At 71.2% G+C, this 16026-nt stretch carries 9 protein-coding genes; 7 read left to right on the top strand and 2 right to left on the bottom strand.

Annotated elements, in window-relative coordinates; translation table 11 throughout:
- The first annotated feature begins 13 nt into the window (after positions 1-13).
- Positions 14-5416: a type I polyketide synthase gene (locus tag SD37_RS26635; RefSeq protein ID WP_044849875.1), complete on the top strand. Its 5403-nt coding sequence runs from the start codon at positions 14-16 to the stop codon at positions 5414-5416.
- A gap of 235 nt (positions 5417-5651) precedes the next feature.
- Here the strand turns inward: SD37_RS26635 and speB are convergent, their stop codons facing one another.
- Together speB and SD37_RS26625 are read right to left on the bottom strand one after the other, a co-directional pair.
- Complete coding sequence (speB, locus tag SD37_RS26630) at positions 5652-6641, bottom strand: agmatinase (RefSeq protein WP_236725123.1); 990 nt, start codon at positions 6639-6641, stop codon at positions 5652-5654.
- 178 nt (positions 6642-6819) lie between these two features.
- The gene (locus tag SD37_RS26625; RefSeq protein ID WP_044849873.1) at positions 6820-7050 is read right to left on the bottom strand and encodes a hypothetical protein; all 231 of its coding nucleotides are present in this window, start codon (positions 7048-7050) and stop codon (positions 6820-6822) included.
- A gap of 182 nt (positions 7051-7232) precedes the next feature.
- On the opposite strand from SD37_RS26625, the gene SD37_RS26620 reads away from it, so the two are divergent.
- The 6 genes from SD37_RS26620 (at position 7233) to SD37_RS26595 (ending at position 15921) form a co-directional block, all read left to right on the top strand.
- Entirely contained in the window at positions 7233-8243 is a 1011-nt protein-coding gene (locus tag SD37_RS26620; protein ID WP_044849872.1) for a daunorubicin resistance protein DrrA family ABC transporter ATP-binding protein, read from the top strand.
- Positions 8240-9046, top strand: a complete 807-nt coding sequence (locus SD37_RS26615; protein ID WP_037309219.1) for an ABC transporter permease — start codon at positions 8240-8242, stop codon at positions 9044-9046. The genes SD37_RS26620 and SD37_RS26615 overlap by 4 nt, the downstream gene beginning before the upstream one ends.
- 290 nt (positions 9047-9336) lie before the next feature.
- On the top strand, positions 9337-10995 hold the full coding sequence (locus SD37_RS26610) for a flavin monoamine oxidase family protein (protein ID WP_065912989.1): 1659 nt from the start codon (positions 9337-9339) through the stop codon (positions 10993-10995).
- A 91-nt stretch (positions 10996-11086) separates the two neighbouring features.
- Positions 11087-12244, top strand: coding sequence for a sensor histidine kinase (locus SD37_RS26605; protein ID WP_418189830.1), 1158 nt, complete (start codon positions 11087-11089; stop codon positions 12242-12244).
- Positions 12245-12317: 73 nt separating this feature from the next.
- Positions 12318-12956 (top strand): response regulator, encoded by a 639-nt coding sequence (locus SD37_RS26600; RefSeq protein WP_037309211.1) that lies wholly within the window; start codon positions 12318-12320, stop codon positions 12954-12956.
- Positions 12957-12960: 4 nt separating this feature from the next.
- Positions 12961-15921: an AAA family ATPase gene (locus SD37_RS26595; RefSeq protein ID WP_044849869.1), complete on the top strand. Its 2961-nt coding sequence runs from the start codon at positions 12961-12963 to the stop codon at positions 15919-15921.
- Positions 15922-16026 lie beyond the last annotated feature (105 nt).

Genomic DNA, 16026 nt, shown 5'->3' with positions numbered 1-16026 from the left:
AACGAGCACAGCCATGAGCACTGAGCAGAAACTTCTCGACTACCTGAAGCGGGTCACCGCGGACCTGCACGACACGCGTGAGCGGCTGCGGAGCGCCGAGGCGGCCGCGGGGGAGCCGGTCGCCGTGGTGTCCATGGCGTGCCGGTACCCGGGCGGGGCGAATTCGCCGGAGGAACTGTGGCGGCTGGTCGCGGACGAGGTCGACGCGATCACCCCGCTGCCCGTCGACCGCGGCTGGGACGCCGCCGACGGCGAAGGCGGGTTCATCGACGACGCGGGGCACTTCGACGCCGCGTTCTTCGGGATCAGCCCGCGTGAGGCGCTGACCATGGACCCACAGCAGCGGGTCCTGCTGGAGCTGGCCTGGGAGGCACTGGAACGCGGCGGGTTCGACCCGGCGGCGCTGCGGGGCAGCCGCACCGGCGTGTTCGTCGGCGGCACCACCTCCGGCTACGGCCTCGACGGCGAGGGTGTCGCGCCGGAAGCCGAGGGCTATGTGCTCACCGGGACGGCGCCGAGCGTCCTGTCCGGCCGGGTGGCCTACACGCTGGGACTGGAGGGCCCGGCGCTGACCATCGACACCGCCTGTTCGTCGTCCCTGGTCGCGCTGCACCTGGCGATGCAGTCGCTGAGACGCGGTGAGTGCGCGCTCGCGCTCGCCGGCGGGGTCACCGTGCTCGCCTCACTCGCCGTGTTCCTCGACGCCAAGGGGCTCGACGCGGCCGCCGCGGAGTCACGCTGCAAGGCGTTCGGCGCGGGCGCCGACGGCACCGCCTTCGCGGAGGGGGCGGGACTGCTGACCCTGGAACTGCTGTCCGACGCCGAACGCAACGGCCACGAGGTGCTGGCGGTGCTCCGCGGCAGCGCGATCAACCAGGACGGCGCCAGCAACGGGCTGACCGCGCCGAGCGTCGCCGCCCAGCAGCGCGTCATCCGCGACGCGCTCACCTCCGCCAGGCTGACGGCCTCGGACGTGGACGCGGTGGAGGCGCACGGCACCGGCACCTCGCTGGGCGACCCGATCGAGGCCACCGCCCTGCTGGCCACCCTGGGCCAGGGCCGTCCCGCGGACCGGCCGCTGCGCCTCGGCTCCATCAAGTCCAACATCGGCCACAGCCAGGCCGCCGCCGGGGTGGCCGGGGTGATCAAGATGGTGCAGGCGATGCGGCACGGTCTGGTGCCGCGGAGCCTGCACGTGACCGAGCCGACCCCGCACGTGGACTGGTCCTCCGGTGCGGTGGAGGTGCTCACCAAGGCCATGCCCTGGCCGGAGACCGGCCGTCCGCGGCGCGCCGGGGTGTCCTCCTTCGGGCTCAGTGGCACCAACGCGCACCTCATCGTCGAGCAGGCGCCCGCCGGTACGCCGTCACCCGTGGCCGGATCCCGTCCGGCGGCGACGGTGCCGTGGGTGCTGTCGGCCAAGTCGCCGGCCGGGCTGCGCGCGCAGGCGGCCCGGCTGCGCGCGTACATCGACGCGGAACCCGGGCTCGACCCGGCCGACGTCGGGCATTCCCTGCTGACCACGCGCAGCCGCTTCACGCATCGCGCGGTGCTGGCCGCGGACACCCTGGAGGAGTTCTCGGCCCGGCTCGGCGTGCTCGCCGAGGGCGGGGAGCCGGACGGCGCCGCGCACGGGAGCCCGGTCCGCGCCGGCGGCCGGACGGTGTTCGTCTTCCCCGGCCAGGGCTCGCAGTGGCCCGGGATGGGCGCGAAGCTGTACGCGGACTCCGCGATCTTCGCCGAAAGCGTGCGGACCTGTGACGCCGCCTTCGCGTCCTACGTGGACTTCTCCGTGGCGGCGGTGATCCGTGGCGACGAGGGCGCCGCCTCGACGGACCGGCTGGACGTGGTGCAGCCGGTGCTGTTCACGATGATGGTGTCGCTGGCCGAACTGTGGCGTTCCCACGGTGTCCGGCCGGACGCGGTGACCGGGCATTCGCAGGGCGAGATCGCCGCCGCGTACGTCGCGGGCGCGCTCACCCTCGACGACGCCGCCCGCATCGTCGCCCTGCGCTCGCGAGCCTTGCTGGAAATCGCCGGCCAGGGCGGGATGGCTTCGGTCTCACTTCCGCACGCCGAGGCCTCCGCCCTGATCGAACCCTGGGACGGGCTGACCGTCGCCGCGGTGAACGGTCCGGCGCTGTGCACGGTCGCCGGGGACCTGGCTCAGCTGGAGGAACTGCTGGCCCTGTGCGAGCAGCGCCGGGTGCGGTCACGGCGGATCCCCGGCACGCCGGGCGCCGGGCACTCGCCTCAGGTCGAGGTGCTGCGGGAGCGGATCCTGCGGGAGCTGGCCCCGGTCCGCCCACAGCAGACCGAGGTGGCCTTCCACTCCACGGTCACCGGCGCCCGGATCGACCCGGCGGAGCTGACCGCCGCCTACTGGTACCGGAACATGCGGCAGCCGGTGCTGTTCGAACCGGCGCTGCGCGGGCTGATCGACGACGGCTTCGACCTCGTGGTCGAAGCCGCGCCGCATCCGTTGCTGCGCAACGCCGTGCACGCGATCGCCGAGGACGCGGGCGCGGAGGGGGTCGCCGTCGTGGGCTCCCTGCGCCGTGAGCAGGGCGGGATGCGGCAGTTCCTCGTCTCGCTCGGCGAGGCTTTCATCGCCGGTACCGAGGTCGACTGGCCGGCGGCCTTCGCGGGGGCCGAACCCCGGCGGATTCCGTTGCCCACCTACGCCTTCCAGCGCCGCCGCTACTGGAACATCCGTCAGGCCGAGCCGGCGCCCGCCACGGCGGACCCGGTCGGTGGCCGCTTCTGGGAACTGGTCGGCGACCAGGACCTGACCGAGCTGGCCCAGCTGATCGACGTCCCCGACCCCGACGCGCTGGGCGCGGTGCTGCCCGCGTTGTCCGGCTGGTACCGGCAACGGGCCGATCTGTCCGTTGTGGACTCATGGCGCTACCGGGTGGAGTGGCGGCCGGTCGGGCTCGGCACGAGCACCCCGCTCACCGGCGACTGGCTGGTGCTCGTACCGGAGGCGCCCGATGAGGACGTGGCCGCCGTGCTGCGGGCACTCGCCGATCGCGGAGCCAGGGTGTACGAGCTGCCCGTGCCCGTCGGCGACCTGCGGCGCGAGACACTGGCCGAGCGGTTTTCGGGGCTGCCGGGGTTCGACGGCGTGCTGTCCCTGCTGGCCTTCGAACCGGAACGACGGCCAGGGCAGCGGGCACTCGCCGGGCTCGTCGTCGTCCAGGCACTCGGCGACGCCGGGCACACGGCCCCGCTGTGGCTCTGCACGAAGGCCGCGGTCGCGACCGGTACCGCGGACACGGCGCCCGACCCCGGCCAGGCCACGGTGTGGGGGCTCGCGCTGAGCGCGGCGCTCGAATACCCGGGACGGTGGGGCGGGATCGTCGACCTTCCCCCGGTGACCGGCGACCGGGTGACCGGGCTGCTCGCCGACGTGCTCGCCGGAGCCGGGGACGAGGACCAGCTCGCCGTACGGGCCAACGGGGTGTTCGGCCGGCGGCTGGTCCGAGCCCCGGCCGGGGACGAGCCCGAGTCGCGCTGGCAGCCGCGGGGGACCGTCCTGATCACCGGTGGCACCGGTGCGCTCGGCGGACATGTCGCGCGCTGGCTCGCGGCGGGCGGCGCCGAGCACCTCGTGCTCACCAGCAGGCGGGGCGCGCAGGCCCCGGGTGCCGCCGAACTCGAAGCCGAGCTGAGCGCGCTGGGCGCCAAGGTCACCATCGTGGCCTGCGAGGCGTCCGACCGCGGCTCGCTGGTCGAACTGCTCGACGTGCTGCCGCCGTTGTCCGCGGTCGTCCACACCGCCGGGATCGCTCCCTCCGTCCCGCTCGACGAGACGACCCCGGAGCTGCTCGCCGACGTCTTCGACGGCAAGGTGACCGGCGCCGAACTGCTCGACGAACTCACCGCGGGCAGCCCGCTCGACGCCTTCGTGCTGTTCTCCTCGGGCGCGGGCGTCTGGGGCGGGATCCGGCAGGGCGCCTACGCCGCGAGCAACGCGGCGCTCGACGCACTGGCCGAACGCCGCCGCGCCCGCGGCCTCGCCGCGACTTCGATCGCCTGGGGCGGCTGGGACGGCGACGGGCTCGCCGTGGGGCCGTACCGGGCCGCGATGCTGCGGCGCGGGGTCCGCCCGATGGCGCCCGAACTCGCCGTCCGGGCGCTGGCACAGGCCCTCGACCGCGGTGAGACCACGCTGACGGTGACCGATATGGACTGGCCGGTCTTCGCGCCGGTGTTCACCGCCACCAGGCCGAGCCGGCTGCTGGCCGAACTGACGGAAGCCGCTGCCGTGGCCGAAGAGCCCGCCGAGTCCGAGGCGGGCATCGCCGCCGGGCTCGGGGCGCTGCCGCCCGATGAGCGGCTGTCCTTCGTGGTCGACCAGGTGCGGGCCGTCGTGGCCGCGGTGCTGGGTCACCCGGACGCGACCGCGGTCGAACCCGGCGCCCACCTGCTGGAGGCCGGATTCGACTCGCTCACGGCGGTGGATCTGGCCAAGCGGCTCACGGCGGGGATCGGGCGCCCGGTGCGCTCGACCGCGGTGTTCGAGTTCGGCACCCCGGTCGAACTGGCCCGGCATCTGCTCACCCTGGTGGGAGAGCGGGCCGAGGCGGCCTCGGCGCGGCCCGCCGGCACACTCAGCGCACTCTACGAGCGGGCGGGCGAACTGGGCCGGATCGACGAGTTCATCGCGCTGCTGAACACCGCCGGCACCTTCCTGCCGACGTTCGGCTGCGCGAAGGACCTGCCCTCGCCCCCGGAGGCGGTGCGGCTCGCGGAGGGACCGGCACCGACGCGGTTCGTGTGCGTGCCGCCGTTCGTCGGCAAGACCGGCCCACAGCAGTACTCCCGGTTCGCCGCCGAGCTCCGCGCCGAGCGGGACCTGTTCGTGTTGCCACTGCTGGGTTTCCTCACCGGGGAGCCACTGCCCGCCGACGCGGGCGCGCTGCTCGACGTGCACCAGGCGGCCATCGAGGAGCAGGTCGGCGAAGGCCCGTTCGTCCTGGTCGGCTACTCGTCCGGCGGGGTCATCGCCCACGCGCTGGCACGACGGCTGGAGAACGAGGGTATCCACCCGGCGGCGGTGATCCTGCTGGACACCTATTCCCAGGTGGACCTCGCGGCGATCGGGGACTCGATCGCCGACACCTGGCAGGGCCTGATCGACCGGGACCGCACCGCCGACGACGCCTGGGGCGAGGCCTGGCTGACCGCGATGGGCCGCTACTTCAACCTGGCGTGGACCCCGGAGCCGATCTCGGCGCCCACCCTCCTCGTCCGAGCCGCCGAGCCGCTGGGCGACGGCGGGCAGGCGACCTGGACCCTGCCGCATTCCACAATGGACATTCCGGGGAACCACTTCGGGATCATGGAGAACGGCGCGGCGGACACCGCACGCGCCATCAGCGACTGGGTCGTCGCGGAACTCGAAAGCTGAGACCGCGTCTTCCGACGGTATGACTCAGGAGGGCGACCTGACGGCGGGTCGCCCTCCTGAGTCATTCGGAGAACCGGGGCGGACCAGGGGGAGGGTCTGCCCCGGCTTACACAGACCCGCGTCCGGCGGGGGAACCGGGCTGGGGGGTATCCGGGAACCCCACCGGACGCGGGCGTCGCGCGGGCCGTGCCGGACGTCCGGCACGGCCCGCGCGGTCCCCGGGGACCCCCGCTCGTCAGCCCTTGAAGGCGAAGGGGATCTCACCCGAGGCGACCGGGTGGAGATAGTTGCGGGAGCTGATGCCCGCCTTGCGCATGGCCAGTCCGCTGATCGACTCCAGGATCACCCGGCGGGCGAGCATCGCGGTGACGTAACCGGGGTCGAGATGCGGTGCCACCTCCACCACGTCCAGCCCGGCCACCGGCATCTCGTGGCACAGCCTGCGGAACGTGGTGAGGATTTCGCGGCTGGTCAGGCCGCCGGGCTCCGGGGTTCCGGTGCCGGGCGCGTACGCCGGGTCCACCACGTCGATGTCCAGCGAGACGTAGACGACCTCGGCGTGCGCGGTGGCCTCGTCGATCACCTTGTCCACCACGGCCGGCAGGCCGGTCCGCTCGATTTCGGCCATGAAGTGGGTGTGGATGCCCTGTTTGCGCATCCAGTTGAACAGCTGGTTGTCCGGTGACCCCGGCGTGCGGATGCCTGCCTGCACGATGTTGCGCCCGGGGATGCCCAGTTCGTTGACCAGCCGCCAGATGGTGGTGGCGTGGGTCTTCGCGTGGCCGTAGATCTCTTCGTGGCAGTCGGGATGCGCGTCGAAGTGCACCACGGCCAGTTTCTCTTTGCCGTACTTCTCGGCCAGCGCGCGGACACTGGGCACCATGACCGAGTGGTCACCGCCCATGATCACCGGCACCGCGCCCGCCGCGACCACCTCGCCGACGACCTCGCCCACCGTGCCCTCGGTGTTCTCGATACTCCACAAGTCCACCGCGGCGTCCCCGTAGTCCACCACCGTCAGCTCGGTGAACGGTTTCACCCGCGTGCTGGCGTTGACCAGCTCGGCGGTGTTGTTGAACAGGTATCGCTCGTCCGACCGCAGTGCCCGCGGGCCGAACGCCGCACCGCGGTGTCCGGTGGAGGTGTCCACCGGGGCGCCGAGCACCGCCACGTCCACCTTCCCGGCGACCAAGTCCTCCGGGGTCAGGCAGATCGGCAGGCTCATGAACGTCGGTACACCCACATACGCGGGCTGATTGTCGTTGCGGTGCAAGCTGATCGGGCCCGGTGTGCGCGGCGGCCTCGAATTCGGATCGACCGGATAAGGCCAGCCACTGCGTGTCGTCGACGGCGAGTCCACTTCATACCCCTCCCCGGGTAGTCAAGTGCCCTGTCCGTGCGGGTCAGTTGTCCTTGTTCTTGCGCAGGTACTTGTCCTTCTCCTTGAGCAGGTACTTGCCGCCCGCCAGGAGGCCGCCGACCACGATCAGCGCGATGCTGATCGGGATCTCGAACCCGTTCAGCGCCTCGATGTGGTTGACCAGGAACCAGCTCTTGCCGCTGTCCGCCTGCAGGTTGTTGATCAGGCCGCCGATTCCCTGGACGACGAACAGGATTCCGATCAATTCGAGCATCTCGTACTCCTCGGTGCTGCCACCGGCACTCGGCCGACGACGGTGAATTCCTTGTAAGAACCATAGAACGGCACGGCCGCGGGCAAATCATTCAAGAGTACCGACAGGCTCATCACTTCGGAGGAGTTTCGCCGCTAGATCGGATCTCGCGGCGGAGCCGCCGGATCTTGCGCCTTCAGGATATGACGGCAAGTACGGCGGAGAAGAGCAGAACCCCCGGTGGACGCCGGGACTGCCCGGCGATCGAAACCACCGGGCTGACCAAGAGTTTCGGCGCCCACCGGGCACTGGACGGGCTGGACCTGACGGTGCCGCCCGGCATCGTCTACGGGGTGCTCGGCCCCAACGGTGCCGGCAAGACGACCGCGGTGAAGGTGCTGGCCACGCTGTTGCGCCCGGGCGGCGGCACGGCCCGTGTCTTCGGGCACGACGTGAGCGCCGAACCGGACGCCGTGCGCGCCAGGATCAGCCTCACCGGCCAGTACGCGTCGGTGGACGACGTGCTCACCGGGGCGGAGAACCTGGTGATGCTGGCCAGGTTGCTCGGCCACGGCAAGGCGGCGGCACGGCGGCGGGCCGGGCGGCTGCTGTCGGCCTTCGGGCTCGACGAAGCCGCGGGCAGGCAGGTCAAGACCTACTCCGGCGGGATGCGCCGTCGGCTCGACATCGCGGCCAGCATCATCCGCACCCCCGACCTCCTGGTGCTCGACGAGCCCACCACCGGCCTCGACCCGCGCAGCCGGGTCCAGGTGTGGGACATCGTCCGCACGATCGTCGAGCAGGGCACGACGGTGCTGCTGACCACGCAGTACCTGGAGGAGGCCGACCGGCTGGCCGCACGCATCGCGGTGATCGACCGCGGGCGCGTGGTTGCCGAGGGCACGCCGGGCGAGCTCAAGGCCTCCGCCGGGGCCGGCACCGTCCACCTGCGACTGTGCGATCCCGCCGATCGCCACACCGCCGAGGCGGTGCTCGCGCGTGTGCTGTCCGCACGCGTCGAGTCCGACCCCGATCCGCTGGTCCTCAGCGCGCTGGTGGCGGTCGCGGGAGCGGAGAAACAGGCTTCCGCCGTCCTCGCCGAGCTCGACGACGCCGGGGTCCGGGTCGACAGTTTCACCTTGGGCAGGCCCAGTCTCGACCAGGTCTTCCTCGCCCTCACCGAGCGCACCGCGGGACAGGAGACGGACGGATGACCGAGGTCGCGCTGAAATCCGTGCTCGCCGAAGGCGACGCCCCGAGCCGTCCCAGTGCCTGGTCGGCTTCGCTGACCTTCGGCTGGCGGTCGATGCTCAAGCTCAAGCACATTCCCGAGCAGATCTTCGACGTGACCGCGTTCCCGGTGCTGATGACGCTGATGTTCACCTACCTGTTCGGCGGCGCGCTGGCCGGGTCCACAGCGGACTACCTGCAGTTCCTGCTGCCGGGGGTGCTGGTCACCAGCGTCGTGATGATCACCATGTACACCGGCACCGGGGTGAACGGCGACATCAAGGACGGGGTGTTCGACCGGATCAGGACCCTGCCGGTGTGGCGGCCCGCGGCGCTGGTCGGCGCCCTGCTCGGCGACGCCGTGCGGTATTCGGCGGCTTCGGTGACCATTCTGCTGCTGGGCCTGGTGATGGGGTTCCGCCCGGCGGGCTTGCTCGGGGTGCTCGGCGCGATCGCCCTGCTGCTGCTGTTCTCCTTCGCGTTTTCCTGGATCTGGACCATGTTCGGGCTCCTGCTGCGCTCGGAGAAGTCGGTGATGAGCGTGAGCATGATGGTGGTCATGCCCGGCACGTTCCTGAGCAACGTCTACGTGGACCCGGCGACCATGCCGGGCGCGGTGCGGGCCGTGGTGAACGCGAACCCGATCACGCATGTGGTCTCCGCCGTGCGCGGCCTGATGGCCGGTCAGTTCCCCGGCGGCTGGATTCTGTCCACAGTGGCCTTCTCCGCCGTCATCACCCTGGTCTTCGGCACGATCAGCATGCGGTTGTACAACCGTCGCGAATGACGCCGGTACCGCGGGTCGTGAGTGGTAAGTGTCGTTCTAACGACACTTACCACTCACGACACTTGACCGGCTTGATCGCCAGGTCCTCTGTAGTCCTTCACGGCCAGCCGCTAACGAACTCGCGACCCATCGGCGGGCCCCTATCCACCCCTGAACGTGCAAAGCGGGGGTGGCAGGGGTTGTTCGTCCGGAAGGCGCGGAAATACTGTCGGAATTCGCGGGCCGAAGGGGGCAGCGGAAACGAACGTCCCGCGAATTCCCAGTGAACTCCGTCGAGAGGTTGCCGACCGATGTCTCTGGCCACCCCTGACGTGCTGACCATGCTGGTCCCGGACTTCCCGTTCGGCTACGACGAATGGCTGCGCCACCCGGCCGGACTGGGCTCGCTGCCGTCGCATCGCCACGGCACCCCGGTCGCGGTGATCGGCGGCGGCATGTCCGGTATCACCGCCGCTTACGAACTGATGCGCCTCGGCCTGCGTCCGCACGTCTACGAGGCCGAGCAACTCGGCGGCCGGATGCGTTCGGTGCCCTTTCCCGGCCACCCCGGCTATTTCGCGGAAATGGGCGCGATGCGGTTCCCGGTTTCGGCCGCGTCGCTGTTCCACTACATCGACAAACTCGGGCTGCGCACCGCCCCGTTCCCGAACCCGCTCGCGCCGCAGACCCCCGCCACGATGATCAATCTGTACGGCGGGCGCCAGTGGGCACGCTCCGCCGAGGACCTGCCCGCCGAGTACCAGGAGGTCAGTGACGCCTGGGCGAAGGCACTGCAGGAACGGGCCGCGCTGGCGACCATGCAGGAGGCGATCGCCCGGCGGGACGTGCCGCTGATCAAGGCGCTGTGGGACCGGTTGGTGCGGGAGTTCGACGACCTGTCGTTCTACGGCTTCCTGGCCAGTACCCCGGCGTTCCAGTCGTTCCGGCACCGGGAGTTGTTCGGCCAGGTCGGCTTCGGGACCGGCGGCTGGGACACGGACTTCCCCAACTCCGTCATCGAGATCCTCCGGGTGGTCTACACCAGGGCCGACGAGGACCAGGTGAGCATTCTCGACGGCGCCCAGCAGGTGCCGCGCGGACTGTGGGCGCATCCCGCCGAGCGGCCCGCGCACTGGCCGGAAGGCACCTCGCTGGCGGGGCTGCACGACGGCGGCCCCCCTTACCCCGCGGTGACCCGCCTCGCCCGCGACGGCGACGGTTTCCGGGTAGAGGACGCGACAGGCGCCGTACGCAAGTATCCGGCGGTGGTGTTCAGCCCGCACGTGTGGACGCTGCTCAACCGGATCGACGCCGACCCCGGCCTGCTGCCCGCCGAGCACTGGGTCGCCGTGGAGCGCACGCACTACATGGGCGCCTCCAAGCTGTTCGTGCTGACCGACCGGCCGTTCTGGCGTGACGTCGATCCGGCGACCGGCCGGGAGACCATGGGCATGACGCTGACCGACCGGATGCCCCGCGGGGTCTACCTGTTCGACCGCGGGCCGGACGAGCCGGGCGTGATGTGCCTGTCCTACACGTGGAACGACGACTCGTCGAAGTTCGCCACGTTGTCCGCCGAGGAGCGGTTGGACCTCCTGCTGGGCAAACTCGCGGCGATCTATCCCGGAGTGGACATCCGCTCGCATGTCGTCGGCCCGCCGCTGGCGATCACCTGGGAGACCGAGCCGCGGTTCATGGGCGCGTTCAAAGCCAACCTGCCCGGCCATTACCGCTATCAGCGACGGTTGTTCACGCATTTCCGGCAACGGGACATGGCGCCGGAGCACCGCGGCCTGTTTCTGTGCGGTGACGACATCTCCTGGACCGCGGGGTTCGCCGAGGGCGCGGTCACCACGGCGCTCAACGCGGTGTGGGGAGTGCTGAACCACCTCGGCGGGCAGACGCCGCCCGGCAACCCCGGTCCCGGCGACGTCTTCGACCGGATCGCGCCCGTGGATCTGGGGCCATGACCCGGATCCCGGGCGGATGCCACCGCTCATCACTTAGGAGGATGTGTGGCGTATGAGCATGTGCTCTCATGGTCAGGTGTCTTCGGTCGTAATGGCGGCTTTCCACCGTCTTTCCAGAAATCGCCAGGACCAGCTGATCGTCCTGGGGTACTTCTGTGGCGGCACGGTGTTGTACTGCACCGGTATCTACCCTGTGCTCGACCAGGGTTCCGCGCCGATCTGGCTGCGCATCGCGGTGCTGGCGGTGATGTGCGGTCTCCAGCTGCTCCGCCGCCGCGCGCCGGTGGTCGGCCTGGCTTTGGCCCTCATCCCGTTGACCGGCGACGTCGTGCTGGGCACGTCCGCGCCGATCCTGATCGCGCTGGGAGATCACCTGTACTGCGCGGTTCTCTACAGTTCGCAACGGGTCGGCCGGGTGGTGACCACCATCGCCGTACTGGGCACCTTGGTGGGCACGGTCGTGGCGCTGACCCTGGTCCCGAATTGGCGGCTGGCCATCTTCGTCGTGGTCGCCTGCGCGCCGTTCGTCGTGATTCCGGTGTGGTGGGCGGCGAACATCCGGCAGCATCGGATCATGGCCGAGTCCGAACGGGCGGTTTCGGCGCAGCTGGCCAGGATCGCCGATCTGGACCGCAAGGCGGACGTGGCGGCCGAGCGGGCGCGGATGGCCAGGGATCTGCACGACGTGGTGGCCGGGCATCTGTCAGCGATCGCCATCCAGTCCGAGGCCGCACTGTCCATCAAGGACCCGGACAGTGCCCGCAAAGTCCTCACTTTGGTGCGGGAGAACAGTGTCAGCGCACTGACGGAGATGCGCTCCATCATCACGCTGCTGCGCGCGGACGGCAGCGGCGTCGACGAGAGCACTTCACCGCCCCGGCTCAACGAGCTGTCGAAGCTGGTCGAATCGGCCAGGGCGGCGGGTATGCGGGTGGACGTCCACAACACGCTGAGCCATTCCGCCACACCTTTGCCCGCCGCGGTCGACCTGGCCGCGTATCGCATCGCGCAGGAGGCGTTGACCAACGCCATCAAGCACGCGCCGGGTGCCCGGGCCTCGGTGGCCATCCAGCACAGCGAGGGCACGCTCACCCTGGAGGTGAGCAACGAACTGGCCGGGCAGACCCGCCGAGGCAGCGGCGTCGGGCTGTTGAGCATGCGTGAACGTGCCATCGCGATCGGTGGCTCGTTCAGTGCCGGTCCCGTGCCGCGCGGCTGGCTGGTCCGTGCCGTGCTGCCGGTGGACTAGGGCTGGTGACAGTGGGTCGCCGGCTGGTAGATTTTTTCGACTCGTAGGCGTAGTTCGCAGAAAAGGTGCACCGGTGACCATTCGTGTGCTCGTCGCAGACGATTACGGCGCCATCAGGGCCGGACTCGCGATGATCCTCAACGACGCCGACGGTATCGAGGTGATCGGTGAGGCGGCGGACGGCGGCGCGGCGATCGCCCAGGCCAAGGCCCTCAATCCCGACGTGGTGCTGATGGACCTGCGCATGCCGGGGATCGACGGCATCACCGCCACCCGGCGCATCGTCGAGGAGGGGCTGGCCCAGGTCCTCGTACTCACCACCTTCGACCTCGACGAGGACGTCTACAACGCGCTGCGCGCGGGTGCCGCCGGGTACCTGCTGAAGTCGGTCGACGCCCCCAAGCTGGTGGACGCCGTGCGGGTGGTGGCCACCGGCGAGGGCGTGCTGTCGCCGAAGATCGCCCGCAAGCTGATCTCGACCTTCGCGTCCATCGCGCCGCCGGCCCCGACCCCCGCGGTGAATCTGGACGAACTCACCGAGCGTGAGCGTGAGGTGTTCGACTGCCTCGGCGAGGGGCTGTCCAACGCACAGATCGCCGGCCGCCTGTTCATCGCCGAGACCACGGTGAAGACACACGTGTCGAAGGTGCTCGGCAAGCTGGGGCTCCGGTCGCGCGTGCAGGCGGCGATCGTCGCCCAAGAGCCCACCTGAGGTCATGGACTCGGACCTGATCGGGCGCGCCGGGCCCGCCGGGCTGCTGCGCGCCGCGATCGCCGGCGACCAGGGCGCCCTGTTCCTGGTCACCGGCGAGGCGGGGATCGGCAAGACCGCGCTGCTCGCGGCCGCGGCCGCCGAGGCGGCGGAATCCGGTGCCCTGGTGGCCACCGCCTCCTGCTGGCAGCCGGGCCCGGCTGCCGGGCACTGGCCTTGGCAGCGCGTGCTTCAGGCACTGCCAGGGACCCCTGTCGCAGCCGAAGACGATCCCGGCGTGCTGGTGAGCCGGATCGCCGCGCTCGCCCGCGACCGGCCGCTCCTGCTCGTGCTGGACGACCTCGACCATGCCGGTCCCGACGCTTTACGGGTGCTGGAGTTCGTGGCCCGGCACACCGCCTTCGACCGGGTGGTGGTGCTGGCCGCCTGCCGTGACCCCGGGCCGGGCTCCGCGCTGGCACCGTTGGTCGCCAGGGCGAGGGTCGTCCCGCTGACCGGCCTGAGTCGGGCGGAGGTGGGCGAACTGATGACCCGGCTCGTCGGTGGACCGCCGGACGACTGTCAGGTGGCCGCCCTGCACCGGCGGACAGGCGGCAATCCCGCCTTCGTCGAGCAGACGATCCGGTTCCGGCAGAGCACCGGGTCCGCCACGGCGATCGCCCCGGGGATCGCGGAGACCGTGCGTGCCCGCCTGGCGAGCCTGCCGCCGCCGGTGATCCGGACGCTGTCCGCGGCCGCGGTGCTCGGCCTGGAGTTCCAGTCCGAGCTGCTGCCCGCGATGACCGGTGACCCGGCGCTCCGGGTCGAAAGGCTGCTGGACACGGCGATCGGGGCCCGGTTGCTGGTGGGCGGCCAGGACGGCCAGTTCTCCTTCGTGCACGGGGTCGTCAGGGAGACGCTGTGCGAACAGCTCGGTGAGGACGAGATCGGCGGGCTGCACCTGGCGGCTGTCGAGGCCTACGCGCGGGTGCCGGGCTGGGCGGGAGGCAGGTTTTCCGGCGAACTGGCGCACCACGTCTACCACGCGGGAGCGCGGCTGGACCGGGGGCGCGCGCTGCGGTACCTGCTGTCCGCCGCCCGGGATCCCGGGCGCAAGCTCGCGTCGGAGGAACGGGTACGGCACTACCGGCGGGCGCTCGAACTCGTCGACGATCAGCGCGCGCGAGTGAAGATCACACTGGACCTCGCGCACGAACTCCAGCTGGCCGGCGAACAGGGCCTGGCGTGGCCGGTGTTCCAGGAAGCCGCCACGCTGGCCAGGAAGCTGGACGATCCCGAGCTGATGGCCAGGGCCGCGCTCACGTTGTACCGCGGCCCCGGCGCGGACGAGGCACTGCTCGCGGAGGCGCACGGCAGGTTGTTCGGCGAACTTCCCGGACGGCCGGCGGCCGCGGTGCTGGCGAACGGGATCGCCGAACGGATCACCGGTCTCGCCCGGCGGGAAGGTGACGACGAGGCATTGGGATTCGGGCTTTCGGCGCAGCACGACCTCCTGTGGGGGCCGGGCACGGCGGTCGAACGGGAACGGCTGGCCGCGGAGCTGACGGAAACCGCGCGCCGGACCGCCGACGTCGAAATGGAGCACTACGCGACCGACCTGCGCTGGGTGGCGTTGCTGGAGCTCGGAGACCCTCGCTACGCGGACTATCTCGACAGGTTCGTGGCGCTGGCCGCGAGCTCCGGCGGGCCGGAGGCCGGCGCGGTGGCGCTGGCCGACCGCAGTATCGCCGCGACCCTCGCCGGCCACTTCGCCGAGGCCGAGGAGCTGCTCGACGCGGTGAGCGACCAGCACGCGGCGTTCATGGTCCACCACCTGCGCTGGGCACTGCTGCTGCAGCAGGGCCGGTTCGGCGAACTCGCGCGGCTGCACGAGTCACTCGGCAGGCGGGACTACCCGTTCCCGCAGCTGATCGAAGCCGTCACGGCGGTCGAGGCGGGGGATCACGACTCCGCGCTGCGTTTCCTCGCCGAAGTGCCCGAGGGACCCGAGCCGTTCCCACGGATGGTGATGCCGTTGTGGCTGCGATTCCTGGCGCAGATCGCGGCCGCGACGGCGGACCCCGCGTTGGGTGAAAGGGCGCGTGCCGGGCTCCGGCCGTTCCGCGGGCTTTGGCTGGTTTCGTTGCACGGCGGCGATGTCAGCGGGCCCGTGGCGCTGTGGCTCGCCGCATTGGACGCCGCGGGGGGCGACTGGAACGCCGCGATCGCCGGGTTCGGGGAGGCCCGCCGCCAGGCGGACCTGCTCTCCGCGTTGCCCTGGTCGCTCGAAGCCAGGGCGGGGTTGGCGAACGCCTTACTGGCGAGGAGGTCGGAAGGTGATCTCGACGCCGGATCGACCCTGCTGGACGAGGTCGAAGCCGAAGCCACCCGTATCGGTATGCACGGCCTGGCCGAGCGCGCCCGGCGGATCCGCGCGGCCGCTCGCGGTCCGGACGCGGAGTTCCGCCACACCGGCGAGGTCTGGCGGCTGGGTTACGCGGGCCGCACCATCCACATGCCCGCGACCAAGGGGCTCCGAGACCTGCACACCCTGCTCGGCGCACCCGGAACGGCCGTGCCCGCAACGGTTCTGCTCTCCGGTGGCGCGATTTCGGGGCTGCTGCTCGGCGCGGACGAGATCCTCGACGAGACGGCCAAGTCGAGGTACAAGGTCCGGCTGGCCGAACTCGACGCGCTCATCAACCAGGCGACCGAAGTGGGGGACCTCCACCGCGCGGCCGAAGCCGACAAGGAACGCGACGCGTTGCTGGGTCAATTGCGCGCGGCCGCCGGGCTCACCGGCAGGCCCCGGCGGCTGGGGGACGAGGCCGAGCGCGCACGCAAGACCGTCACCGCCCGCATTCGGGACACACTGCGCAAACTCGACGACCGCCATCCCGCGCTGGCCTCGCATCTGCGCGAAACCGTCACCACCGGCTCGACGTGTACCTACCAGGCCGACCCTCCGGTCCGATGGCTCCGGTGAATCCCGGCGGGACCCACAGATTCGCCGGAAGGCGGCGCCTTTTCGCCCCATTCGCGCGCCGGGACTTTCCGCTGTGAGCACGGTTTCTCGGAAGGTCCCGCTGCC

The sequence above is a fragment of the Amycolatopsis orientalis genome (genome assembly GCF_000943515.2).
In the GTDB taxonomy this organism is placed as follows: domain Bacteria; phylum Actinomycetota; class Actinomycetes; order Mycobacteriales; family Pseudonocardiaceae; genus Amycolatopsis; species Amycolatopsis orientalis.
This window is presented reverse-complemented; position numbering and strand designations above follow the sequence as displayed.

What these genes read in the sequence shown, in the direction of transcription:
- SD37_RS26635 (WP_044849875.1), top strand. Translation starts at nt 14, where the DNA reads ATGAGCACTGAGCAGAAACTTCTCGACTACCTGAAGCGGGTCACCGCG.
- speB (WP_236725123.1), bottom strand. Translation starts at nt 6,641, where the DNA reads ATGAGCCTGCCGATCTGCCTGACCCCGGAGGACTTGGTCGCCGGGAAG.
- SD37_RS26625 (WP_044849873.1), bottom strand. Translation starts at nt 7,050, where the DNA reads ATGCTCGAATTGATCGGAATCCTGTTCGTCGTCCAGGGAATCGGCGGC.
- SD37_RS26620 (WP_044849872.1), top strand. Translation starts at nt 7,233, where the DNA reads ATGACGGCAAGTACGGCGGAGAAGAGCAGAACCCCCGGTGGACGCCGG.
- SD37_RS26615 (WP_037309219.1), top strand. Translation starts at nt 8,240, where the DNA reads ATGACCGAGGTCGCGCTGAAATCCGTGCTCGCCGAAGGCGACGCCCCG.
- SD37_RS26610 (WP_065912989.1), top strand. Translation starts at nt 9,337, where the DNA reads ATGTCTCTGGCCACCCCTGACGTGCTGACCATGCTGGTCCCGGACTTC.
- SD37_RS26605 (WP_418189830.1), top strand. Translation starts at nt 11,087, where the DNA reads ATGGCGGCTTTCCACCGTCTTTCCAGAAATCGCCAGGACCAGCTGATC.
- SD37_RS26595 (WP_044849869.1), top strand. Translation starts at nt 12,961, where the DNA reads ATGGACTCGGACCTGATCGGGCGCGCCGGGCCCGCCGGGCTGCTGCGC.